20 protein-coding genes and 4 tRNA genes are annotated in these 24,625 nt (G+C 54.9%); 21 read left to right on the top strand and 3 right to left on the bottom strand.

Annotated features, from left to right (window positions below):
* The first annotated feature begins 133 nt into the window (after window positions 1-133).
* The 7 genes from MWH26_RS15070 to nadD are packed head-to-tail and all read left to right on the top strand — an operon-like array spanning window position 134 to window position 5,479.
* Complete coding sequence (locus tag MWH26_RS15070; RefSeq protein ID WP_247974913.1) at window positions 134-898, top strand: glycosyltransferase family 2 protein; 765 nt, start codon at window positions 134-136, stop codon at window positions 896-898.
* Entirely contained in the window at window positions 895-1,938 is a 1,044-nt protein-coding gene (locus MWH26_RS15065; RefSeq protein ID WP_247974912.1) for a glycosyltransferase family 9 protein, read from the top strand. Before MWH26_RS15070 ends, MWH26_RS15065 begins: the two co-directional genes overlap by 4 nt.
* Before the next feature lie 17 nt (window positions 1,939-1,955).
* Window positions 1,956-3,284, top strand: a complete 1,329-nt coding sequence (locus MWH26_RS15060; protein WP_247974911.1) for an O-antigen ligase family protein — start codon at window positions 1,956-1,958, stop codon at window positions 3,282-3,284.
* A 43-nt stretch (window positions 3,285-3,327) separates the two neighbouring features.
* The gene (locus tag MWH26_RS15055) at window positions 3,328-3,972 is read left to right on the top strand and encodes a sigma-70 family RNA polymerase sigma factor (protein WP_247974910.1); all 645 of its coding nucleotides are present in this window, start codon (window positions 3,328-3,330) and stop codon (window positions 3,970-3,972) included.
* A gap of 23 nt (window positions 3,973-3,995) precedes the next feature.
* Window positions 3,996-4,283 (top strand): hypothetical protein, encoded by a 288-nt coding sequence (locus MWH26_RS15050; protein ID WP_188556018.1) that lies wholly within the window; start codon window positions 3,996-3,998, stop codon window positions 4,281-4,283.
* A gap of 9 nt (window positions 4,284-4,292) precedes the next feature.
* The gene (gene gmk, locus MWH26_RS15045; protein ID WP_247974909.1) at window positions 4,293-4,877 is read left to right on the top strand and encodes a guanylate kinase; all 585 of its coding nucleotides are present in this window, start codon (window positions 4,293-4,295) and stop codon (window positions 4,875-4,877) included.
* Window positions 4,874-5,479, top strand: coding sequence for a nicotinate (nicotinamide) nucleotide adenylyltransferase (gene nadD, locus MWH26_RS15040; protein ID WP_247974908.1), 606 nt, complete (start codon window positions 4,874-4,876; stop codon window positions 5,477-5,479). Before gmk ends, nadD begins: the two co-directional genes overlap by 4 nt.
* Window positions 5,480-5,560: 81 nt before the next feature.
* Here the strand turns inward: nadD and frr are convergent, their stop codons facing one another.
* The 3 genes from frr to MWH26_RS15025 all read right to left on the bottom strand — a co-directional run bounded on the left by frr (window position 5,561) and on the right by MWH26_RS15025 (window position 7,639).
* Window positions 5,561-6,124: a ribosome recycling factor gene (gene frr / locus MWH26_RS15035; protein ID WP_244697398.1), complete on the bottom strand. Its 564-nt coding sequence runs from the start codon at window positions 6,122-6,124 to the stop codon at window positions 5,561-5,563.
* A 101-nt stretch (window positions 6,125-6,225) separates the two neighbouring features.
* Window positions 6,226-7,017 (bottom strand): UMP kinase, encoded by a 792-nt coding sequence (pyrH, locus tag MWH26_RS15030; protein WP_247974907.1) that lies wholly within the window; start codon window positions 7,015-7,017, stop codon window positions 6,226-6,228.
* 112 nt (window positions 7,018-7,129) lie between these two features.
* Window positions 7,130-7,639, bottom strand: coding sequence for an acyl-CoA carboxylase biotin carboxyl carrier protein subunit (locus tag MWH26_RS15025; RefSeq protein ID WP_247974906.1), 510 nt, complete (start codon window positions 7,637-7,639; stop codon window positions 7,130-7,132).
* Window positions 7,640-7,737: 98 nt separating this feature from the next.
* Between MWH26_RS15025 and MWH26_RS15020 the strand changes: the two genes are divergently transcribed.
* The 14 genes from MWH26_RS15020 (at window position 7,738) to rpoC (ending at window position 24,504) form a co-directional block, all read left to right on the top strand.
* Window positions 7,738-10,329 (top strand): M1 family aminopeptidase, encoded by a 2,592-nt coding sequence (locus MWH26_RS15020; RefSeq protein ID WP_247974905.1) that lies wholly within the window; start codon window positions 7,738-7,740, stop codon window positions 10,327-10,329.
* A 253-nt stretch (window positions 10,330-10,582) separates the two neighbouring features.
* Window positions 10,583-10,665: transfer RNA gene (locus tag MWH26_RS15015), tRNA-Tyr, on the top strand.
* Between the two features lie 58 nt (window positions 10,666-10,723).
* Window positions 10,724-10,796: transfer RNA gene (locus MWH26_RS15010), tRNA-Gly, on the top strand.
* A 91-nt stretch (window positions 10,797-10,887) separates the two neighbouring features.
* A tRNA-Thr gene (locus MWH26_RS15005) sits at window positions 10,888-10,959 on the top strand.
* Between the two features lie 168 nt (window positions 10,960-11,127).
* A complete protein-coding gene (tuf, locus tag MWH26_RS15000) occupies window positions 11,128-12,315 on the top strand; it encodes an elongation factor Tu (RefSeq protein ID WP_185888775.1) in 1,188 nt (395 codons plus the stop codon).
* A 127-nt stretch (window positions 12,316-12,442) separates the two neighbouring features.
* Window positions 12,443-12,516, top strand: a tRNA-Trp gene (locus tag MWH26_RS14995).
* Between the two features lie 59 nt (window positions 12,517-12,575).
* Window positions 12,576-12,770, top strand: a complete 195-nt coding sequence (secE, locus tag MWH26_RS14990) for a preprotein translocase subunit SecE (protein ID WP_188556025.1) — start codon at window positions 12,576-12,578, stop codon at window positions 12,768-12,770.
* Window positions 12,771-12,788: 18 nt separating this feature from the next.
* Entirely contained in the window at window positions 12,789-13,355 is a 567-nt protein-coding gene (nusG, locus tag MWH26_RS14985) for a transcription termination/antitermination protein NusG (protein ID WP_110976696.1), read from the top strand.
* Between the two features lie 113 nt (window positions 13,356-13,468).
* The gene (gene rplK / locus MWH26_RS14980; protein WP_022822113.1) at window positions 13,469-13,912 is read left to right on the top strand and encodes a 50S ribosomal protein L11; all 444 of its coding nucleotides are present in this window, start codon (window positions 13,469-13,471) and stop codon (window positions 13,910-13,912) included.
* 19 nt (window positions 13,913-13,931) lie between these two features.
* Window positions 13,932-14,627, top strand: coding sequence for a 50S ribosomal protein L1 (gene rplA, locus MWH26_RS14975; protein WP_247974904.1), 696 nt, complete (start codon window positions 13,932-13,934; stop codon window positions 14,625-14,627).
* 19 nt (window positions 14,628-14,646) lie between these two features.
* The gene (gene rplJ / locus MWH26_RS14970) at window positions 14,647-15,201 is read left to right on the top strand and encodes a 50S ribosomal protein L10 (protein ID WP_188556028.1); all 555 of its coding nucleotides are present in this window, start codon (window positions 14,647-14,649) and stop codon (window positions 15,199-15,201) included.
* A gap of 63 nt (window positions 15,202-15,264) precedes the next feature.
* Complete coding sequence (gene rplL / locus MWH26_RS14965) at window positions 15,265-15,645, top strand: 50S ribosomal protein L7/L12 (protein WP_045688444.1); 381 nt, start codon at window positions 15,265-15,267, stop codon at window positions 15,643-15,645.
* Window positions 15,646-15,932: 287 nt separating this feature from the next.
* Complete coding sequence (rpoB, locus tag MWH26_RS14960; protein WP_244698719.1) at window positions 15,933-19,808, top strand: DNA-directed RNA polymerase subunit beta; 3,876 nt, start codon at window positions 15,933-15,935, stop codon at window positions 19,806-19,808.
* A 343-nt stretch (window positions 19,809-20,151) separates the two neighbouring features.
* Window positions 20,152-24,504 (top strand): DNA-directed RNA polymerase subunit beta', encoded by a 4,353-nt coding sequence (gene rpoC, locus MWH26_RS14955; protein ID WP_247974903.1) that lies wholly within the window; start codon window positions 20,152-20,154, stop codon window positions 24,502-24,504.
* The last annotated feature ends 121 nt before the right edge of the window (window positions 24,505-24,625 follow it).

Here is a 24,625-nt window from a genome sequence, read left to right as displayed (position 1 = left end):
AGCCCTGTAGCGAGACCTCCGGTAAGTCGAGTATCTAGAGGCAGGCTAGGGTAGGGGTACTTGGCGTACGAATGTCATGCGTGCTTTCGGCTCCGACTTATAGCCTGTACAAATTGCGGATATTTGCGCCGCTATGCCCACCGTTTCCTTGTCCGTCGTCATCATTACTTATAACGAAGAGCGCAACATTGGCCGCTGCCTGGACGCTGTGCGTGCCATAGCCGACGACATTGTGGTGGTTGACAGCTTCTCGACGGATGCTACCGTTGCCATCTGCCAAGAGCATGGGGTCCGGGTAGTGCAGCATGCTTTCGAGGGCTACGTGCAACAGAAAAACTTTGCCACCGCGCAAGCCTACCACGACTACGTCCTGCAGCTAGATGCCGACGAAGTGCTGACGGATGAGCTACGCCAAAGCATTCAGGCGGCCAAGCAGAACTGGCAAGGCGGCGGCTACACTCTGGCCCGCCTAACCAACTACTGCGGCTCCTGGGTGCGCCACGGCGGTTGGTACCCCGACCGTAAGCTCCGGCTCTACGACCGGCGCCGGGGCCAGTGGGAGGGGCTCTTATTACATGAGCGATACGAACTGCAGCCCGGTCAGCCCGCGCCGCTACCCCTCACCGGCGACGCCCTACACTATTCCTACGATTCGGTGGAGCAGCACGTCAGCCAACTCAACCGCTTCACCAGCATTGCGGCCGATGAGCTGTGGCTGCGGGGCCGGCGACGGGTGTCCTGGTTTCATTTGCTGCTCAAGCCCTGGTGGAAGTTTACCCACGGCTACTTCCTGCGACTAGGATTTCTGGATGGGTTTGCGGGGCTGAGCATTGCCGTTATTTCTGCCTGGGGCGTATTTCTGAAATTTGCCAAGCTGAAAACGAAAGAAGCTGCATGACCACCTTTCTCCTCAGCCGCACCGATGCCATCGGCGACGTGGTACTTACCCTACCCGTAGCCGGCCGGCTGAAACAGCTTTTTCCGGACTGCCGAGTAGTGTTGCTAGGCCGCACCTACACCCAAGCCGTAGCCGAAGCGTGCCCCTGGATAGATGGGTTTCTCAACTTCGATGAGGTGCTGAAGCTGTCAACACCTGAGCAGGTAGTCACGCTGCAAGCCCAGCAGGCCGACGTCCTATTGCACGTTTTCCCGAATAAGCACTTGGCTCGCCTGGCCCGGCAGGCTCGTATTCCGGTGCGCGTTGGCACCCGCAACCGGTGGTTTCACTGGCTGACCTGCAACCGGCTAGTAGCCCTGAGCCGCAAAAACTCGCTCCTGCACGAAGCCCAACTAAACTTGCAACTGCTGGAGCCGCTACTTCAAACTGCAGCTTCCCTACCCCTGGCGGAGGTAGCGTCCTTGGTCCGGTTGGTTTCCACGGTTGCCGTGAAGCCCGCCCATCAGGAACTATTGACTGTCCGCCGCCCCGGCCAGCTCAATATCATCCTGCACCCCCGCAGCCGGGGTAGCGCCCGTGAGTGGGGGCTGGCGCATTTCGGTAGTCTGGCGCGCCTACTGCACCAAGCCGGCCACCGGGTATTTGTGACCGGCACGGCCGCTGAAGGGGAGGAACTGCGCGAATGGCTAGCGGAACACCGGTCCTACCTTGCCGCGGAGCTTACGGGCCAACTTAGTTTGCCGGAATTACTAGCCTTCATTGGGGCCTCCGATGGGTTGGTAGCCGGTAGCACGGGGCCGCTGCATGTAGCGGCAGCGTTGGGCCGTTATGCCCTGGGGCTGTACCCGCCCATTCGGCCCATGCATCCTGGCCGCTGGGCACCGCTGGGCCAGCACGCGGAGTACCTCGTTTTCGACCGGCCCGATTGCCAAGATTGCCGAACTCAGCCTGCCGCCTGTAGCTGTATTAAGGCGTTGGAGCCGGTGGAGGCGCTGGCCCGTATTCAGCAGTGGCAGCCTTTGCCGTCTGCGGCTTTCTGACCTACTTGCCTCCTCGAATGAGCCCGCTAACTACCCCTACAACTACCCTAGAGCCTGTGTGGCAGGCGTGGTGGCGCTCCGGCCGCCTGTCGCAGTACCTGCTGCTGCTGGCCTGTGTAGCTGGAGTAGTTGGGCTGCTGACTTCCCGCGCCCTAATAGCGCTCAGCCCAGTAGTAGGCGTATTAGCTGCTCTTGCCAACCCAGGAATTGCTCGTCAGGTACCTAGTTGGCTACGGTTGCGCACCGTGTGGGGGCCCGCCGCCCTGTACGGACTCCTATTGCTAAGCGCCCTCTACACCCAAGATTGGCCTACGTGGCGGCACGAGGCATTTCGGTTATTGCCGTGGCTGGGTGTGCCGCTGGCTTTTGGGTTGGCCGTACCCCTGAGCGGCCGCCAGCGCTTCGGAGTTGGAGTGCTCTATGTCGTCGGGGTGGCACTGGTGGGAGCGGCTACGGTAGGGCAGTACCTGCTAGATCCTACTGCTGCCAACATTGCCTTTGGTTCGGGCCAGAGCATGCCGTCCATCACCCGTATCTTCCACATTCACTTTGGGTTGATGCTGGCGTTGGCAACTTTTTTTGGTCTGTCGTTGCGGCGCGAGCCTGTTGCCACTTCTCTGTTGCGAGCGGCGTTGCTGCTGGCTGTAGCTATCTGCGTGCTGACCTTGCACGTGTTAGCCTACCGGACGGGCCTGATGGCGCTTTACGGCATGCTCCTGATCGACGCGCTACTGCTGCTTTTGGTGCGGCGGCGGTGGTGGCTGGGTGGAACATTGCTCTTGGCTTTAGTGGCGGGGCCGTGGCTGGCGTATCAGTCCTTGGAGTCTGTGCGGCAGCGGGTAGAAGCCACCAGCTACGACATCGAGCAGTTTGAGCGCAACAACGATATCAACGAGTATTCCTGGTCGCGGCGGCTGGCAGCTTGGCAAACTGCTACCATTGTAGCCCGCCAGCACCCGTGGCTGGGGGTTGGGCCGGCCGATGCCTACCGAGCCATGATGGAGCAGTACGACTGGCAGAACCACGGCCTGCGACCAGAAAACCGCGTCATGATTCACAACCAGTATCTGCACCAACTGGTAGGGGGCGGAATTGTGGGGCTGCTGCTCTGGCTACTCGTGTTATTCGGGCCTCTTGTGCAACCCGCACAGCGGCGTAACCCGTACGTGTATCGGTTCCTGCTGCTACAAGCGCTGGCCATGTCCGCCGATTCGCTGCTCGAATTACAAACCAGCTTCAACCTGTTCGTATTCCTGTATGGATTTCTGGTAGTGGCTACGGAACGAAGAAACAGCACCCCCAAAACCTTCCTTTCCGCGGATGGTATAAGTTCTACATTTGTCTAACGGCGGTATTTTTCCAATATTCAGCCGAATTTTTTTTGTGTCCATGAGCGACTCCCCCGAACGAGTACCAAAACTGAGTAAAGAGGAAAAAGACCGGCGTTTTCAGGCCGAACTGATGCCTGTGCTCGATTCTCTGTACAACTTCGCCTTCCGCCTTACCCTCGATGAAGATGATGCAAATGACCTTGTGCAGGAAACTTATCTGAAAGCATATCGCTTCTTTGAGTACTTCGAGCAAGGAACAAACGCCAAAGCGTGGCTGTTTCGCATCCTGAAAAATTCGTTCATCAACGATTTTCGCAAAAAAAGTAAGCAGCCTGCCAAGGTTGATTACAGCGAAATCGAAGGGTACTACAACTCGGAAGATGTGGAGGCCGACGGCGACGCCGGCAGCACTTCAACCGACATGCGGCAGCAAGCCGTGCGTGACCTCATCGGTGACGAGGTGGCCAGCGCACTCAACTCGCTACCCGTGGATTTCCGTACCGTCATTATCCTCTGCGACCTGGAAGGGTTCACCTACGAGGAAATGGCCAAGGTGCTGGATATCCCCATCGGAACGGTGCGCTCTCGTTTGCACCGGGCACGCAATTTCTTGAAAGATAAACTCGAACGTTACGCTAAGTCAATGGGTTATGGCTCGGAAGGCGAAGGTGACGACGATTTGATTACCGACGAAAACGAATAACTCCCTCCTGTTAGGTCCCCGTTATGGAAACCACTTCTACAAAGCAAACCAACCAAAGCGCGGTGCCCACCAACGGCCCCGACTGTGAACGCGTGAACACAATTCTTGACCAGATTATCGTCGGGCATGAGCCCACGGCGGAGGATGAGGATTACTTCATCAACCACGCCGAAGATTGTTCCCCGTGCTTTGACAGCATTGAGAAGCAACACATTTTCGTGGATTTCCTCGCCCAGCATGTAGGGCGGAAAGGAGCGCCTTCTTCTTTGTCAAACTCAATTCTTGCGAGAGTTAAAGCAGAAATGGCCTAATTTTGCCCGATGCAGGGTAAAATCATCGCCTTTTCGGCTCCTTCCGGCGCCGGTAAAACAACTATCGTCCATCGGCTTTTGGAACGGATTCCGGAGCTAAGCTTCTCTATCTCAGCGTGTACGCGTGACAAACGCGGCCGCACCGAAGCCAACGGCAAGGATTATTACTTCATCTCCGTTCAGGAGTTTCAGGAGAAAATCCGGCACGATGACTTTGTGGAGTGGGAAGAGGTGTATGAAGGAGCCTTTTATGGCACGCTAAAATCAGAGGTTGAGCGCATTTGGCAAAACGGACAGCATGCTGTGCTGGATGTGGATGTAAAAGGTGGCCTCAGCATCAAAGAGTTTTACAAAGACCGCGCCCTTGCGGTTTTCGTGAAGCCTCCGTCGTTGCAGGTTTTGGAGCAGCGTCTGCGCAACCGTGCCACTGACTCTGATGCTAGCATCTCGGCCCGTCTTTACAAGGCCAACTTTGAGCTAACTTTTGAAGACCGTTTTGATGTCACCATCGTGAATGATGACTTGGAACGGGCCATCGACGAGGCGGAAAGACTGGTACGCAATTTCATTACGGCCGAACCTGCCATTTTGTGAGCAGCCCTGCTTCCGCCCCAAACGGCCGGAAAGTAGGGCTGCTTTTTGGTTCGTTTAACCCCATTCATACCGGGCACCTGATTCTGGCTCACTTCATGGCCACGCACACTGACTTGGATGAGGTCTGGCTGGTTGTATCACCGCAGAGCCCATTTAAGGTAGGCCAAGAGTTATTGCCCGAAGAAGCACGGTTGCGCTTAGTGCAACTTGCTATTGCCGGTAACGACCGATTACGGGCCCTCGATGTGGAATTTGGCATGCCCAAGCCCAGCTACACCATAGATACTTTGGATGAGCTGCGCCGTCGTCACCCAGGCTACCACTTTGTGCTCCTAATGGGAGAGGATAACCTGCCGGGCTTACCGCGCTGGAAGGACGCTGGCCGCATTCTGGCTGAGAATGAGGTGTATGTGTATCCCCGCCCAGGTGTAACGCCTACTGACAGCAAACCGCAGCCGGGAGTGCAGGTTGTAGATGCCCCTTTGCTCGATATATCGGCCACGTATATACGCAGTTGTGTGCGCGCGGGTAAGTCGGTTCGCTACCTCGTGCCGGAACCAGTGGAACAACAAATTCTGGCAGCTGGCTACTGGCGCACATAAGTAGTAGCTTAGATTCTTCACCCACAGAAAAGCCCCAGCTGATACCAATCGGCTGGGGCTTTTCTGTGGGTGAGGCCGAAATCAGATGGTCATGATTTCGGTTTCTTTCTTGCTCAGCAGTTCATCAACCTTGCTGATGTAGCTGTCCGTGAACTTCTGCACTTTCGCCTCGGCATCCTTAACGGCATCCTCAGCGGCACCTTCCTTCTGCAGCTTCCGGAGCGCTTCGTTCACATCCTTGCGAATGCCGCGGATACGAACCTTGCCGCTTTCGGACTCATTCTTGGCCTGCTTTACCAGGTCGCGGCGGCGCTCCTCCGTCATGGGCGGAATGTTGAGGCGCACACCTTCGGCATCTGACTGCGGATTCAAGCCCAAGTCGCTGTTCTTGATGGCCTTAGCAATTTCGCTGATCATGTTCTTTTCCCAGGGCTTGATGAACAGCGTCCGGGCGTCGGGAGCGGCTACATTAGCTACCTGCGCTACCGGGGTAGGCGTGCCGTAATAGTCAACTCGCAAAGAATCGAGCATGGCCGGGGTAGCCTTACCCGCGCGGATTCGGGCAAACTCAACCTGCGTGTGCTGCAGGGCTTTGCCCATCGATTCCTCCGCCTCGTCCAGATAAAACTTAATTTCTTCGTCCACTTCTGAAATGTTAAGTGTTGAAAGGTGAATATAAAAGTGAAGAAATGCTGGGCTTGACTGCTAATGTACTACTACCAGTCCGCCGCAGCATGTGATTCTGCTCATGCCTGTTCGCCCGGAGTCTGCTTTAGCGCGGGTTGCAGGCTACTGTGGTGAGCATCAGCCGGCTCCGTAGGTACTGCGCCGTGCATGCTTACCAACGTGCCTACACTTTCGCCGTCGAGCAAACGTTGCAGGTTGCCTTCCTTGTTCATGTCGAACACAATAATAGGCAGGTTATTTTCCTTGCACAGGGTAAAGGCCGTCATGTCCATGACGTTGAGTTTTTTCGCCATTACCTCATCAAACGTAATTTGGGGGTAGCGCACGGCGGTAGGGTCCTTCTCAGGGTCAGCGGTATAAATGCCATCCACGCGGGTGCCCTTCAGTACCACGTCGGCCTCAATCTCAATGGCCCGCAATGAAGCCGCCGAGTCGGTAGTGAAGTAAGGGGAGCCGATACCAGCCCCGAAAATAACCACGCGTCCCTTTTCTAAGTGGCGCAGAGCCCGCCGGCGGATATACGGCTCGCATACCCGCTGAATGGTTACCCCGGACAGCAGGCGCGTGTTCACATCCAATTTCTCTAGGGCACTTTGCAGGGCCATGGAGTTGATAACCGTGGCCAGCATGCCCATGTAGTCGCCCTGCACCCGGTCGAGTCCGAACGCTTCGGCCTGCACCCCCCGGAAAATGTTGCCGCCCCCGATAACGACGGCTACCTGCGTACCCGTAGCGGCTACTTTCTTGATTTCTTCGGCGTACTGCATGAGCCGGGTGGCATCGATGCCGTACTGTTGCTGACCCATCAGGGCCTCGCCGCTCAGCTTCAGCAGGATTCGGTTATACTTCAAAACGAGAGAGGTTAAGCGTGGAACGCGGATGTACGTAGGAAGGCCATAAGCAGTACCCTTGGCAGAAGCCCGTGGTAGCCGTTCTGGCTCAATAAATAGGAAAAAGGGCAGGTTAGCTGAACTGAATCAGCACCTGCCCTTTGGTTACGTTGTCGCGCAAATTGACTTTAATGGCGGCTACTGTGCCTTCGCCCGGCGCCTTCAGGATGTTTTCCATCTTCATAGCCTCCAGTACCAGCAGCGGGTCGCCTTTCTGAACGGTCTGGCCGGGTTCTACCCGAATATCGACAATCAGACCGGGCATAGGCGCTTTCAGCTCGTTTACCTTGCTGGCGGCCGTGTTGCTCATGCCCAGCTTATCGAGCAGCAAATCAAAACGGTCCTTGGCCTGCAGTTCCAGTTGCTGCCCGTTCAGCTTGAGCACTACCGTTTTGGCGGTGTAATCGGCTGTAATCAGCTCGGCGCTGTAGGAGCGGTTGTTATAAAGCAGATGGTAACGGCCCTGGCCCAGAGGCGTCAAGTCCCATTCAAAAGGCTGCCCATTAACGGTGGTAAGACCATTGGGGCGGTAATCAACCTCCCAAGTTTGGTCGGGGGTGGCGTCGGTGCGTACCTGTAGCATAAGAAGAGGGCGGGAATGGGGCGGAAAAGGGCTTAAAGATAGGCCAATTCTGAAATAAATTCGGAACTTGACCCTCCAATACCCTAGTGCCTTTCCGCATGAAATACCCGGTCCTCGGTGCCTTTATCCTGACGCTTCTGTGCCAGTTTACGGCTTCCGCTCAGGCAGTTAAATCCAGTCGTCCGGCCTCGAGTGTTAGCCATCCGGCTCGCAAGAAAACTCCCGTGGCCGTTGCGCCTACCCCCGCGCCGGCCCAGCAACCCGTGCCGAACTGGCTGCCCTCTACCAACCCTGTGCAGCCTGCTGCCACCATCCTCCATGACCTGGTCGATACCAAGCTGGACGTGCGTTTCGACTGGGCCAAGCAGTGGCTTCTGGGTACGGCTACTCTCACCCTGCGCCCACACTTCTACCCCCAAAACCAGTTGGTGCTCGATGCCAAGGGGTTCGACGTGAAAAGCGTGGAGCTTCTCAACGGTGTTAAAAAAGGCCGGGATCTGAAGTACAGCTACGATAAGAAGAAGCTGACCATTACGCTGGACCGCCAGTATCCGCGCACCGAGCAGTATCAGGTCCGAATTCAGTACGTGGCTAAGCCTAATGAGCTGCCTAAGGGTGGGAGCGAAGCTATTACCGAAGACAAGGGGCTGTACTTTATTAATCCTCTCGGCACGAACAAGGACAAGCCCCGCCAGGTATGGACCCAGGGTGAGACGGAGGGTAGCTCCTGCTGGTTCCCAACCATTGATAAGCCCAACCAGCGCATGACTCAGGAAATTAGCCTGACCGTTGAGAATGGGTTTAAAACCTTATCGAATGGCTTGTTGGTATCCTCCCGCCGTAACTCGGACGGCACCCGTACGGATGTCTGGAAGCAAAACCTACCCCACGCGCCCTACCTAACCATGCTGGCCGCCGGCAACTTTGCAGTGGTGACAGACACGTGGCGCGGCAAACCCATTGAGTACTACGTCGATCCGCCCTACCAGTACACGGCCAAGCAAGTGTTCGGCAACACGCCCGAAATGCTGGACTTTTTCTCCAAGAAGCTGGGGGTAGACTATCCCTGGGAGAAGTACGCGCAGGTAGCCGTGCACGATTTTGTGTCAGGGGCCATGGAAAATACCTCGGCCTCCACGTTCCAGCAGCAGTTAGTGCAATTCAACTCCCGGGAGCTAGCCGACATCTCTTACGAGCCCGAGTCCGTTATCGCGCACGAGCTATTCCACCAGTGGTTCGGCGACTACGTAACCACGGAGTCTTGGTCTAACCTGCCCCTCAACGAGTCCTTTGCCGATTACTCCGAGCTGCTGTGGGCCGAACAGAAATACGGGGCAGATGCCGCCGCGTTAGTGCAGCAAACCAAGCTCCGCAACTACCTAGAGGAAGCGCAGATGAAGCGCGAGCCATTGATTCGCTACCGCTACGCTAACCGGGAGGACATGTTCGACCGGCACTCCTACGACAAGGGTGGGCGCGTGCTGCACATGCTGCGCAAGTACGTAGGCGATGATGCCTTCTTTACTTCCCTAAACCGCTACCTCACCCAGAATAAGCTATCCAGCACGGAGCTTGCCAAGCTGCGCATTGCCTTCGAGGAAACGACCGGAGAGGACTTGATGTGGTTTTTCGATCAGTGGTTTTTGCAGCGCGGCCACCCAGAGCTGCGCGTTACCCACTCTTTCGAGAATAGCCAAGTAGTGTTGCACGTGCAGCAGGTGCAGGATACCCTGTACCAGCCCGTCTACCGCCTACCAGTTACGGTGGCTACCTGGAACGGCGGGCAACCCACAGAACACCGGATTCTCATCACCAAAGCCGACCAAACCTTTCACCTGCCCGTCAATCAGCGGCCTAACCTCGTCAAGTTCGACCACGAAGGAACGTTGCTGGCGCAGGTTGATGAGACCCAAACGCAGGAGGAACTCTTGTATCAGCTGAGCCACGCCCGCGGCTACCTACAAAAATACGCCGCCATTCAAGGCCTACGCAGCAAAACCGCTGACCTCACAGTTAGCTCTGCCTTTCGAAATGCCTTATCAGACCCGTTCTGGGCTACCCGGGTAGCCGCACTAGATGGGCTACGGCGGTACCGGGGCGCCGAGGGCAGCGCAGTTCGCAAGGATTTGCAGCGCGTGGCCCTGAATGAGAAAAAAGGGGTAGTAAGAGCTGCGGCTATCAGCGTTTTATCCTCCTTCCAGAATGAGGACTTCAGCGAAGTGTACGCCGCTGCCCTAAAGGACAGTTCGTATCTGGTGGTAGGGGCAGCCGTTGATGCCTTGTCTAAAGCTCCTACTGCCGCCACTCGTACTCAGGTAGCCGCCCTGCAAGAAACCAAAAATTCCGCCCTACTTACAGCTTTGTCGAATTACTACGGGCTCAATGGTACCCTCGACGACTACTCGTGGTTTCTACGGCGCAGTCAGGATGCCCCCGCGGAGGTACTGTATGTGATGCTTGAAAACTTCGGCACACTCATGCAGCGCATGCCCCCCATTGAGCGGGAGAAAGGTATCCAGCGCTTAGAGACTTTAGCTCGGACGCATCCACAGATGTACGTGCGGCTCGGAGCATACAAGGGTTTGCATCAGCTTACAACCAGCATGCCCACGCTCAAACCCATCTTGCAAGACATCCGCAACAAGGAGAAAGACGACAGCCTAAAGTCGATGTACAGCCTTATTCAATAAAAAAACCAAACTTTTTTCAGGCACGATCAGCCCAAACGGGCTGATCGTTTTTGTTAGGTAGTCAATTGGTTAGGTAATGATAACGCGGGAGTAGGAGCTAGTCAGCAGAAAAAAGTTAAAACCTTTTTTTACGGTAGACTTGACTTACACCAGAAAGCCTCTAATTTTGCAACTCCAATCGACACAGTAACCGTAGCGGCTACTACCAGAACGGAGGGCTTCTTTCTTACAAGCGGTAAGGAAGCAAATAATTGGGGGGGTTCCAGAGTGGCCAAATGGGACAGACTGTAACTCTGTTAGCGCAAGCTTTCGAAGGTTCGAATCCTTCTCCCCCCACAATAGTGAAAAGAGCAACTGGTAGATTCGTTTTACTAGTTGCTCTTCTTTCACACACGCGGGAGTAGCTCAGTTGGTAGAGCGGCAGCCTTCCAAGCTGCAGGTCGCGGGTTCGAACCTCGTCTCCCGCTCGGTGCCCAAGGCGGCAGTGAGAAATAACAACCCATAGCGTCGGCTGGCAAATGTTCTTCTCCTGTTGTATCTTTGCCAAACCTAAAATAAGCCGTTTTAGCTCAGTGGTAGAGCACTTCCTTGGTAAGGAAGAGGTCATGGGTTCAAATCCCATAAATGGCTCAGAATTTACGAGTACCAACGGGGCAGCGCGACTGCACCGTTTGGCTCTGTCAGCAAGTAAAGCGACGTGCAGTCCCGACTAAGCGGAGCTGTGTTTCGCTTTCTTACTGTATAGACTAGTCGCGTTTTCCCCCTCTTTACCTCAAAATTCCTCTTAATCTCTTTACAATGGCTAAAGAAAATTTTGACCGGTCCAAGCCGCACGTAAACATCGGCACGATTGGTCACGTGGACCACGGCAAAACCACCCTGACGGCTGCTATCACCATGGTGTTGGCTAACAAAGGTCTGGCTGCCAAGCGCGACTTCTCTTCGATCGACAATGCTCCCGAAGAAAAAGAGCGTGGTATCACGATCAACACGTCGCACGTAGAATACGCTACCGAAAACCGTCACTACGCTCACGTTGACTGCCCCGGTCACGCTGACTATGTGAAGAACATGGTAACGGGTGCTGCTCAGATGGACGGTGCTATCCTCGTGGTAGCTGCTACCGACGGCCCAATGCCCCAGACCCGTGAGCACATCCTGCTCGCCCGTCAGGTAGGTGTTCCTCAGCTGGTAGTGTTCATGAACAAAGTGGACATGGTGGATGACCCCGAGCTGCTCGAGCTGGTGGAAATGGAAATCCGCGAACTGCTTTCGTTCTATGACTTCGACGGTGACAACATTCCGGTTATCCAGGGCTCGGCTCTGGGCGGCCTGAACGGCGACGCTGCTTGGGTTCCCAAGATTGAGGAGTTGATGGCTGCTGTTGACAGCTACATTCCAATTCCTGCTCGTCTGACCGACCTGCCCTTCCTGATGCCCGTAGAGGACGTATTCTCTATCACGGGTCGTGGAACGGTTGCTACCGGCCGTATCGAGCGTGGTATCATCAACTCGGGTGAGCAAGTTGAAATCCTGGGCATGGGTGCTGAGAACCTCAAGTCGACCGTAACGGGCGTTGAGATGTTCCGCAAAATCCTTGACCGTGGTGAAGCTGGTGACAACGTAGGTCTGCTGCTCCGCGGTATTGAAAAAGAGGCCATCCGTCGTGGTATGGTTATCTGCAAGCCCGGTTCGGTTAAGCCTCACACCAAGTTCAAGGCTGAGGTGTACGTACTGTCGAAAGAGGAAGGTGGTCGTCACACTCCGTTCTTCAACAACTACCGTCCTCAGTTCTATTTCCGCACTACCGACGTAACCGGTATCATCTCGCTGGGCGAGGGTGTGGAAATGGTAATGCCTGGTGACAACGTAACTATTTCGGTTGAGTTGATCAACTCGGTAGCTATGGAAAAAGGTCTACGTTTCGCTATTCGCGAAGGTGGCCGTACCGTAGGTGCTGGTCAGGTAACTGAAATCACCGAGTAATTTCGACCTTCCCTGGTGAAATAATGCAAATCCGCTCTCGATTTTTTCGGGGGCGGATTTGTTTTGTTTAAAGAGTTCCATACATTTGCAGTCCCAATCCAGTACCTTGACCGGACAGGACGCATACACGGGCGTAGTTCAAGGGTAGAATAGAGGTCTCCAAAACCTTTGATGGGAGTTCGAATCTCTCCGCCCGTGCCACTAAGAACTACGGCTGCTTCGGCAGCCGTAGTTTTAAACACCAAACTGGTGCCGCTATCATGAGCAAGCTAACAAACTACTTCCGGGAAACCTCCGAAGAGATGCGCTACAAAGTGACGTGGCCTTCATTGGAGGAACTGCAGAAAAGTGCCGGTCTGGTGCTGATTGGTTCGTTGCTGTTTGCCGGGGTAGTGGGTTTAATGGATGTTGCTTTTAGCAAAAGCTTAGAAGCATTTTACCAATCGTTCCGTTAATCGGTAGAATATACGACAATGGGCGAGTTGAAGTGGTACGTAGTCCGCTCGGTAAGCGGACAAGAGAAAAAAGCCAAGACCTATCTGGAAACTGAGATTGGCCGTCACGGGCTTTCTGACTTAGTACCCCAGGTATTGATTCCGGTGGAGAAGGTGTTCGAGATGCGCAACGGCAAAAAGCGCGTGCGTGAGCGGAACCTGTACCCCGGATACATCATTATCCACGCTGACCTGACTCACGGAGAGGTAGACCACATTATTACTAGCACGCCTGGAGTAATTGGCTTCCTAAGTGATAAAGAAGGGAAAGCTGCTAATCAGAACACGAAACCAGTTCCGCTGCATATCTCGGAAGTAAACCGCATCCTTGGGATTGTGGACGAAGCGGAAGAGCAGACCGCTACCCTGGAGACGCCTTTTGTAGTTGGTGAGTTGGTAAAGATTGTGGATGGCGGTTTCGCGGGTATGTCGGGCACAGTATCGGAGGTATTCGAGGAACGGAAAAAACTGAATGTTATCGTCAAAATTTTCGGCCGTAGCACTCCTATGGAGTTGAGCTACACCCAGGTCGAGAAGGAAGCGTAGCTCATATAACGTCACCGGTTATCCGCTCCGGATCGGTGGTGCTTCCACTAGGAGCAAGTAAAAACTGAGGAAGCTGCGTGTTACGATGCAGATTCCGAAGCCTTTCAAACCAAATGGCCAAAGAAATTAGAGGTTATCTGAAGCTTCAGATAAAGGGAGGCGCCGCAAACCCTGCGCCGCCGGTTGGACCTGCACTTGGTAGCAAAGGCCTTAATATCATGGAGTTCTGCAAGCAGTTCAATGCTCGCACCCAGGATAAGGCCGGCCAAGTTTGTCCTGTACTCATCACCATGTACACCGACAAGTCGTTCGACTTCGTGGTGAAGACTCCTCCGGTACCGGTTCTCCTGATGGAGGCTGCCAAGCTCCAGAGCGGTTCGAAAGAGCCCAACCGTAACAAGGTTGGCTCGGTGTCATGGGACCAGGTACGCACCATCGCCGAGACGAAGATGCCAGACCTGAATGCTTTCAAAGTGGAGTCGGCAATGCTGCAAGTAGCCGGTACGGCTCGTAGCATGGGCATCACTGTGTCAGGCACTTCTCCTTTCGCTGAATAATTTAACGACGGAGTAAGACATGGCACAAGTAAGCAAAAAGCGCAAGGAAGCCCTTGCCAAGCACGACCTGACCGAAGTTCGGAGCCTGGTAGAAGCCGCCAAAGTGGTAAAGGATATCACCTATACCAAGTTTGACGCTTCCGTAGATATCGACGTTCGTCTGGGCGTTGACCCCCGCAAAGCTGACCAGATGGTACGTGGCGTAGCCACGCTACCCCACGGTACCGGCAAAACTGTTCGCGTTCTGGCCTTGGTTACCGCCGACAAAGAAGCTGAAGCTACTGCAGCTGGTGCTGACTACGTTGGTTTGGATGACTATATCTCGAAAATCGAGAAAGGTTGGACCGATATCGATGTAATCATCACGATGCCTTCGGTAATGGCTAAGGTTGGCCGTCTGGGTCGCGTACTGGGTCCTCGTGGCCTGATGCCAAACCCCAAGTCGGGCACGGTTACAACTGACGTAGCTAAAGCTGTACAGGAAGTGAAGGCTGGTAAAATCGACTTTAAAGTTGACAAGACCGGTATCATTCATTGCTCAGTAGGCAAGGTATCGTTCGACGAGCAGAAGCTCGCTGAAAACGCCATCGAAGTAATCCAGACGCTTCAGCGTTTGAAGCCTTCGTCGGCTAAGGGCACTTATATTAAGAGCATCACGCTTTCGAGCACGATGTCGCCTGCCGTTCCGGTTGACACCCAGGTAACTTCCGCTTAATTTTAATCAACACGACGATATGATCCGGGAAGAAAAACAAGCCCTCGTCGACGAGTTGAGCGAGAAGTTTCAATCGCACAACGCGTTCTACATTGCCGATGCTTCGGGAATGTCGGTGGCGAAAATCAACGAATTCCGTCGCCTGTGCTTTAACCGCGGCATGGAGTTCAAAGTGTACAAGAACACCTTCATCCGCAAGGCTCTCGACACCTTGGGTGGCGACACTTCGGAGATGGACGCAGCGCTGAAAGGCCAGTCGGGCATCCTGTTCTCGAAAGAGTCGGGTAATGCTCCAGCCAAGCTACTTCAGGACTTTTACAAGGCACAGAACTACGGTAAGAACGTAGAGCCCCGTCCCGCGCTGAAAGGTGCCTATGTTGATGCTAGCATTTACATCGGCGCCAACCAGCTCAGCAGCCTCAGCACGCTGAAAGGCAAAAACGAGCTTATCGGTGATGTTATCGGTCTGCTCCAGTCGCCCGCCAAAAACGTTATCTCTGCTCTATCGAGCGGTGGCAACATCTTGGCTGGTCTTATCAAAACGCTTTCCGAAAAAGAAGAGGTTGCAGGCTAACCGCTGCTCATCTTTTTCACTTTCAATTTCCTTCAACAACCCCCTTTTTAACAATCTACAGAAATGGCAGATTTGAAAGCATTCGCCGAGCAGCTCGTTAGCCTGACGGTAAAAGAAGTAAACGAACTGGCTACTATCCTGAAAGACGAGTATGGCATTGAGCCTGCTGCTGCTGCTCCAGTAATGGTAGCTGGTGGTGCTGGCGCTGGTGCTGCTGAAGCCGCTGAGGAGAAGACTTCGTTCGACGTAATCCTGAAGGCTGCCGGTGGTCAGAAGCTAGCTGTTGTAAAGCTGGTGAAAGACCTGACCGGCCTGGGCCTGAAAGAAGCCAAAGAACTGGTTGACGGTGCTCCTAAGCCTCTGAAAGAAGGTGTTGCTAAAGACGAAGCTGAGTCGCTGAAGAAGCAACTGGAAGAAGCCGGCGCTGAAGTAGAAGTTAAGTAATTTCTGCTGCCTGCTCGTAAAACCAGCAAATATGGAGAGGCCTGGCAACTAAGCCAGGTCTTTTCCTGTTTGTAGGCAACAAACTAGTCGGAAGTCCGTTTGCACGCCGCTTTGCGGCTTTTCGTGCCTACGGCTGCCAGAAGCGCAAGGTTCTGCTTTGCGCTTTCGTGCGCCCAAAACTTCCGTTTTCCTCAGGTTTCTGGCCTTGCTAGTTACTTGAGTTGGATTCTCTCAGTATCCATTTCCTAACCCCACATACATTGGCTACACCGAAAGCACAGACAGGCCTGCAAAAACTGCAGGCGGCTGACGAGCGGATCAACTTCGCCAAGATTAAAAAGGTTATTGAGTACCCGGATTTCCTGGACGTGCAGGTTCGCTCGTTCATGGATTTCTTCCAGTTGGAAACGGCTGCCGAGAACCGTACCGATGAGGGCCTTTTCAAAGTATTCGCTGAGAATTTTCCGATTTCGGACTCGCGCGAAAACTTTGTGCTGACCTTCATCGACTACCACGTTGACCCGCCCAAGTACTCTGTTGACGAGTGCATTGACCGGGGCCTAACGTACTCGGTGCCGTTGAAAGCTAAGTTGCGCCTCGTCTGCAACGACACGGACAACGAAGATTTCGAAACGATTGAGCAGGAGGTGTTCCTAGGGAACATTCCCTACATGACCGAAAAGGGCTCTTTCGTAATTAACGGGGCAGAGCGCGTTATCGTTTCGCAGTTGCACCGTTCGCCTGGAGTGTTCTTTGCCCAGAGCAAGCACACCAATGGCACGAAACTGTATTCGGCCCGTATCATTCCGTTCAAAGGTTCGTGGATTGAATTCGCCACGGACGTGAATAACGTGATGTATGCGTACATCGACCGGAAGAAAAAATTTCCGGTTACGACGCTGCTGCGTGCTATCGGCTACGGCACCGATAAAGACATTCTCGACCTGTTCGGGCTGTCAGAAGAGGTGAAGGCTGATAAGAAAAATCTCAAGAAAGCAGTGGGTCGCAAGTTAGCTGCCCGGGTACTCCGCACCTGGACGGAAGACTTCGTGGACGAGGATACCGGTGAAGTGGTGTCCATCGACCGGAACGAGGTTTTGCTGGAGCGTGACTCGACCATCGAGGAGGAGGACATCGACGTAATCCTGAATGCCGGGGCCAAGTCGGTGATTCTGCACCGTGAGAACGTAAACATTGCCGACTACGCAATTATTTACAACACCCTGCAGAAGGACAACTCCAACTCGGAAAAAGAAGCCGTGGAGCAAATCTACCGTCAGCTCCGGAACACGGAGGCTCCTGACGAAGAGACAGCCCGCGACATTATCCAAAAGCTATTCTTCTCGGACAAGCGCTACGACCTCGGGGATGTAGGCCGCTACCGTATTAATAAGAAGCTGGGTATCGACACGAACTGGGAGGCTCGCGTGCTGACCAATGAGGACATTGTTCTCATCGTGAAATACCTGATTGGTCTAATCAACTCGAAGGCCATTGTCGATGACATTGACCACTTGTCGAACCGCCGGGTACGTACGGTAGGGGAGCAGCTTTACGCTCAATTTGGCGTAGGTCTGGCCCGTATGGCGCGTACCATCAAGGAGCGCATGAACGTGCGCGACAACGAGGACTTTAAGCCGGTTGACCTGATCAACGCCCGTACGCTGTCGTCGGTAATCAATTCCTTCTTCGGCACTAACCAGTTGTCGCAGTTCATGGACCAGACGAACCCGCTGGCCGAGGTGACGCACAAGCGTCGCGTATCGGCACTGGGGCCAGGAGGTCTGTCGCGCGAGCGGGCTGGTTTCGAAGTACGTGACGTTCACTACACGCACTACGGCCGCTTGTGCACCATCGAAACGCCGGAAGGACCGAACATCGGTCTGATTTCGTCGCTGTGCGTGCACGCCCGGGTAAACTCGATGGGCTTCATCGAAACTCCCTACCGTACGGTAGAAAATGGTAAGGTGGACATCACCGAGAACGTGAAGTACCTGACGGCCGAGGAGGAAGATACCCACCACATCGCGCAGGCTAACGCCCGCATCGATGAACAAGGTAACTTCATCAACGAGCTGGTAAAAGGTCGTTTCGAAGGTGACTTCCCGGTGGTAGGTCCGGATGAGTACAGCTACATGGACGTAGCCCCGAACCAGATTGTATCGGTGGCCGCTTCCCTGATTCCATTCCTGGAGCATGACGATGCTAACCGTGCCCTGATGGGTTCGAACATGCAACGTCAGGCGGTTCCGCTCTTGAAGGCTGAGGCTCCCATCGTGGGCACTGGCTTAGAAGGTCGCGTAGCTATTGACTCCCGCACGCTGGTAGTAGCCGAAGGCGACGGTGTAATTGACTACGTAGATGCTAATCGCATTGTAGTGAAGTACGACCTGACGGAAGACGACATCCTCGTAAGCTTCGACGCTGAGAAGATTTCGTACGACCTGATCAAGTTCCGTCGTACCAACCAAGATACCTGCATCAACCTGACACCCCTTGTAAAGAAAGGTGAGCGGGTAACCAAAGGACAGCCCCTCTGCGAAGGCTACGGCACGAACAAAGGTGAGCTAGCTCTGGGCCGCAATATGCAGGTGGCCTTTATGCCGTGGCAGGGCTACAACTTCGAAGATGCTATTGTCATCTCGGAGAAAGTAGTGCGCGACGACATCTTCACCTCGATTCACATTGAGGAGTTTGAGTTGGAAGTGCGCGAAACCAAGCGCGGCGAAGAAGAGCTGACCTCGGAAATTCCGAACGTGAGCGAAGAAGCCGTGCGCAACCTCGACGACAACGGTATCATCCGTCTGGGAGCTGAGGTTCGTGAAGGCGACATTCTCATCGGTAAGATCACGCCGAAAGGCGAAACCGATCCGACCCCGGAAGAGAAGCTGCTCCGCGCCATCTTCGGCGACAAAGCCGGCGACGTTAAGGATGCCTCCCTTAAGGCGCCACCGTCCCTGAACGGGGTAGTAATTGGCACTAAGCTGTTCTCGCGTCCGAAGAAAGACAAAAACCTGCGGGCCAAGTCGAAGAAGGAAGTAGAAGAGCTGAAGGAGTCGTATGCTCGGGAACTGCGCGGCATCAAAGCCGTGATGATCGAGAAGCTGGTGCAACTGCTGGAAGGCAAAACCTCCCAGGGCGTGAAGCACAAGTTCGGCGACGAAATCCTGACTAAGGGTGTGAAATTCGGGAAGAAGAACATCACAGAAGCGTTGTTCCCCGAGAAGAACCCCTATAAGGATGAGAGCAACTACGCCGTGCCGGAAGAGGTCAACATGTTCAAAGACCTCATTCTGGAGAACTGGACCGCTGATGCGCGTGTGAATGGTATGCTGCTCGACCTGGTGAAAAACTACGCCAAGAAGCGCAACACCATCACGGCCCGCTTCAAGCGCGACCGGTTCACGCTGGAAGTAGGCGACGAACTCCCCGCCGGCATTGTGCAGCTGGCTAAAGTTTACATCGCCAAGAAGCGCAAGCTGAAGGTGGGTGATAAAATGGCCGGTCGTCACGGTAACAAAGGGGTAGTAGCCCGCATCGTGCGCGATGAGGACATGCCTTTCCTGCCCGACGGCACTCCGATGGACATTGTGCTCAACCCGCTTGGTGTACCAAGCCGGATGAACATTGGTCAGATTTATGAAACCGTACTGGGTTGGGCCGGCCTGAAGCTGGGCCGCACCTACGCTACCCCAATTTTCGATGGTGCTACCGAAGAGGAAGTATCACGTGAGTTGACGGAAGCGGGTCTGCCAACCTTCGGCCGGGCGTATCTGCATGACGGTTTAACCGGTCAGCGTTTCGACCAGCCGGTAACCGTAGGCGTGATTTACATGCTGAAGCTGGGTCACTTGGTTGATGATAAGATGCACGCCCGTTCTATCGGACCGTACTCGCTCATCACCCAGCAGCCCCTCGGCGGTAAAGCCCAGTTCGGTGGTCAGCGCTTCGGCGAAATGGAAGTGTGGGCTCTCGAAGCCTTCGGTGCTTCCAACGTTCTCCAGGAAATCCTGACGGTGAAGTCGGATGACGTGGTAGGCCGCGCTAAAGCGTACGAAGCCATTGTAAAAGGCGACGTACTGCCCAAGCCAAATATCCCCGAGTCATTCAACGTACTCATTCACGAGTTGCGCGGTCTGGCCCTGGAAATCACGCTTGACTAAGGTTTGAAAGAAGTGGCTGCTGACGCACATGTGTCGGCAGCCACTTTTCAAGTCTTATTATATAGAGTACCCGCGGTTCGGGAAATCGATAACAGCCGCTGCCGGCGTCGTTCCGAGATATGGTCAGAACGGCATCGACCCTCCGGTAGTAGTTGGCCGCAACTTGATTCAGGTTTTGAATCACCCCATTACCAGACCTGGCGGAAACCTACTGCGCGGCGTACCTATCCGACCCGCAGAGCACTTTTCGCAGAGTCGAACTGTTACGTTCTTTCCGACTACTCTTAAGATTAGCGGAACCAATGAACAGATAAAAGCCACCAGCTAACAACAGCTACTCTACATGGCGTTTGCAAAAAACAAGAAACTGGTACAGGACTTCTCGAAAGTTACTATTTCGCTGGCCTCGCCCGAATCCATTCTGGAGCGGTCGAACGGTGAAGTAGTAAAGCCCGAGACGATCAACTACCGGACGTACAAGCCCGAGATGGGCGGCCTGTTTTGCGAGCGGATTTTCGGTCCCGTAAAGGACTGGGAATGCCACTGCGGCAAGTACAAGCGGATTCGCTACAAAGGCATCATCTGCGACCGGTGCGGCGTGGAGGTGACCGAGAAGAAAGTACGTCGGGAGCGGATGGGCCACATCGAACTGGTGGTGCCCGTAGCGCACATCTGGTACTTCAAGTCCCTACCCAACAAAATCGGCTACCTGCTGGGCCTGCCCACCAAGAAGCTCGACCAGATTATCTATTACGAGCGGTACGTAGTCGTGCAGCCCGGTGTACTTGCCGAAGAAGGCGTACAGCAGCTGGACTTCCTCACCGAAGACGAATACCTCGACATCATCGACAAGCTCCCCCGGGAGAACCAGATGCTGCCGAATGAAGACCCCAACAAATTCATTGCCCGGATGGGGGCGGATGCCCTGCAGCTGTTGCTGGAGCGCACCAACCTCGACGAGCTTTCCTATAGTCTCCGCGACTCGGCCGCGCACGAAACTTCGCAGCAGCGTAAAGCTGAGGCGTTGAAGCGTCTGCGCGTGGTAGAAGCGTTCCGCGACGCGGCTACCCGCATCGAGAACAAGCCCGAGTGGATGGTAATCCGCATGGTACCGGTGATTCCGCCGGAACTGCGTCCCCTCGTGCCGTTGGACGGTGGCCGTTTCGCCACTTCCGACTTGAACGACCTGTACCGTCGCGTTATTATCCGCAACAACCGCCTCAAGCGCCTGATCGAAATCAAGGCTCCTGAAGTGATTCTGCGGAACGAGAAGCGCATGCTGCAGGAAGCTGTTGACTCGCTCTTCGACAACTCGCGTAAGGTGAATGCCGTGCGCGCCGAAGGCAACCGGGCCCTGAAGTCGCTGTCTGATATGCTGAAAGGCAAGCAGGGCCGCTTCCGTCAGAACCTGCTCGGTAAGCGTGTCGACTACTCTGGCCGTTCGGTAATTGTGGTAGGTCCTGAGCTGAAGCTGCACGAGTGCGGTCTGCCCAAGAACATGGCGGCCGAGCTGTTCAAGCCGTTTATCATCCGTAAGCTCATTGAGCGCGGTATCGTGAAGACGGTAAAATCAGCGAAGAAAATCGTTGACCGCAAGGACGCCGTAGTATGGGACATCTTGGAGAACGTGCTGAAAGGCCACCCCGTGCTCCTGAACCGTGCTCCTACCCTGCACCGCTTGGGTATCCAGGCGTTCCAGCCCCGCCTCATCGAGGGCAAAGCTATTCAGCTGCACCCGCTGGTTTGTACGGCCTTCAACGCTGACTTTGACGGTGACCAGATGGCTGTGCACGTTCCCCTGGGACCGGCTGCTATTCTGGAAGCCTCCATGCTCATGCTGGCGTCGCACAATATTCTGAACCCGGCCAACGGCGCGCCCATTGCGGTACCGTCGCAGGACATGGTTCTGGGCTTGTACTACGTGACTAAAGGCAAGCGCAGCACCGACGACGAGCAGATCCAGGGCGAAGGCCGCATGTTCTACTCGGATGAGGAGGTAGTAATTGCCCTGAACGAAGGTCAGCTCTCGAAGCACGCCTATATTAAGGTGCGCACGCAGGTTCGCGACGAAGAAGATAACCTCGTTACGAAGATCATCGAGACCGTAGCTGGCCGCGTGCTGTTCAACCAGCTCGTGCCCACCGAAGTAGGTTTCGTGGATGAGCTGCTGACCAAGAAAAAGCTGCAGCAGATTATTTCGATGGTGTTCAAGCGGACCGGCATGGCCCGCACCGCACAGTTCCTCGACGACATCAAGACGCTGGGTTTCCAGTCGGCTTACAAAGGTGGTTTGTCGATGGGTCTGGGCGACATCCAAATTCCGAAAGAGAAAGATGCCCTGGTTCTGCAAGCGCAGAACGACGTGAAGGCCGTTACTCAGAACTACCAGATGGGTCTGATTACCGACAACGAGCGTTACAACCAGGTTATTGACATCTGGACCCGCATCAACAACCAAATCACTGAAACCCTTATGGGTCGCCTCGAAAAGGAGAACCAGGGCTTCAACTCGATTTACATGATGATGCACTCCGGCGCTCGTGGCTCGCGTGAGCAGATTCGTCAGCTCGGCGGTATGCGGGGTCTGATGGCTAAGCCGCAAAAGTCGTTGCAGGGCTCAGTAGGTGAGATTATCGAAAACCCGATTCTGTCTAACTTCAAAGAAGGCCTGGACGTAATCGAGTACTTCATTTCGACCCACGGTGCTCGTAAGGGTCTGGCTGACACCGCTCTGAAGACGGCTGACGCCGGCTACCTGACCCGTCGTCTGGTAGACGTATCGCAAGACGTCATCGTGAACGAGGTGGACTGCGGTACCCTGCGTGGCATCGAAACCTTCGCCCTGAAGGATAACGAGGACGTAGTAGAGCCGTTGGCTGAGCGTATCCTAGGCCGCGTGGCCGTTCACGACATCGTGGACCCGCTGACGGACGAGGTTATTCTGGCGGCTGGTGAGGAAATCACCGAGGAAATCACGCGTCGCATCGACAACACTAGCATCGAATCGGTGGAAATCCGCTCGGTACTGACCTGCGAATCGAAGCGTGGTATCTGCGGCAAGTGCTACGGCCGTAACCTGTCGTCGGGCCGCATGGTCCAGAAGGGCGAAGCGGTTGGCGTAATTGCTGCCCAGTCCATCGGTGAGCCTGGTACCCAGCTGACCCTGCGTACCTTCCACGTAGGTGGTACAGCTTCTAACATTGCCGTTGAAGCTAGCCTGCGCGCTAAGTTCGCCGGGGTGGTTGAGTTCGAAGATATCCGGACTGTAGAAACCGCAAACGCCGATGGCGAGTCGGTAAAAGTAGTGATGGGTCGCTCGGGCGAAATCCGCATCGTGGAGAAAGGCACCGGCAAAGTGTTCATCTCGAACCACGTTCCCTACGGCTCTTTCCTACTCGTTGACGAAGGTCAGGAGGTAGAGAAAGGCCAGGAGCTCAACAACTGGGACCCTTACAACGCCGTTATTCTGGCCGAGTTCGACGGTACTATCCAGTACGACGCCATCACGGAAGGTATTACCTACCGCGAGGAGTCGGATGAGCAGACGGGTCACCGCGAGAAAGTAATCATCGAATCGAAGGCGAAGGACCAGAACCCCGCCATCATCGTGCGCCCCGGCAAAAAGGGCGACATGGAAGGTTCGAAAGGCTACTCTATCCCGGTAGGTTCGCACTTGAACGTCGAGAACGGCGAGAAAATCAAAGCCGGTCAGATTCTGGCCAAGATTCCGCGTGCCGTGGGCAAAACCCGCGATATTACCGGTGGTCTGCCCCGTGTTACGGAACTCTTCGAAGCGCGTAACCCCTCGAACCCGGCCGTTGTGTCGGAAATCGACGGCGTGGTAACCTACGGTACGGTGAAGCGTGGTAACCGTGAAATCTTCGTGGAGTCGAAAGACGGCGTGAAGAAGAAGTACATGGTGCCGCTGTCCAAGCACATCCTGGTGCAGGACAACGACTTCATCCGCGCGGGTGCTCCGCTTTCCGACGGTGCTATTACGCCTTCGGACATCCTGAGCATCCAGGGCCCCGGTGCCGTGCAGGAATACCTCGTGAACGAGATTCAGGAAGTATACCGCTTGCAGGGTGTGAAAATCAACGATAAGCACATTGAGGTGGTAGTTCGCCAGATGATGCAGAAAGTTGTGATTCTCGACGCTGGCGACACGTCGTTCCTCGAACACCAGGTAATCGACAAGATTATCTTCATGGAGGAAAATGATACCATCATCGACATGAAGGTGGTAACCAACGCCGGCGACTCGACCAACCTGAAGCCCGGTCAGATTGTGACGGCTCGCCGCCTGCGCGACGAGAACAGCAGCCTGCGCCGCCGCGACCTGCAACTGGTGGAAGTACGCGACGCCCAGCCGTCCGTATCCCGCCCGACCCTGCAGGGTATCACGCAAGCTTCGTTGGGTACCCAGTCGTTTATCTCGGCCGCTTCCTTCCAGGAAACGACCAAGGTGCTGTCGGAAGCCGCCATCCGTGGCAAGGCCGACGAACTGCTGGGCCTGAAGGAAAACGTAATCGTAGGCCACCTCATCCCGGCCGGTACCGGTCTGCGCGAGTATACGCGTCAGATCGTCGGCTCGAAGGAGGAACTGGAAGCCCAACAGGCTGCCAAGACCGAAGAAGCTGCGGCTCCTACCAAGCGTCCCGCCCGCGCTTCGCGCCGCGAGTCCGTTTCGGAGTAAGCTCGGAAGTTGAGTAAATAAGAAAAGCCGGCTGGGGAAATCCAGTCGGCTTTTTCTTTTGTGCTACCTTCGGTATTGAATAGCTGAACCAAGAATCATTGGTAGCAAACTATAGCCCTAG

It is taken from the genome of Hymenobacter sublimis, assembly GCF_023101345.1.
In the GTDB taxonomy this organism is placed as follows: Bacteria; Bacteroidota; Bacteroidia; order Cytophagales; family Hymenobacteraceae; genus Hymenobacter; species Hymenobacter sublimis.
The sequence above is the reverse complement of the archived record's forward strand: the minus strand, read 5'-3'. Positions and strand labels throughout refer to the sequence as shown.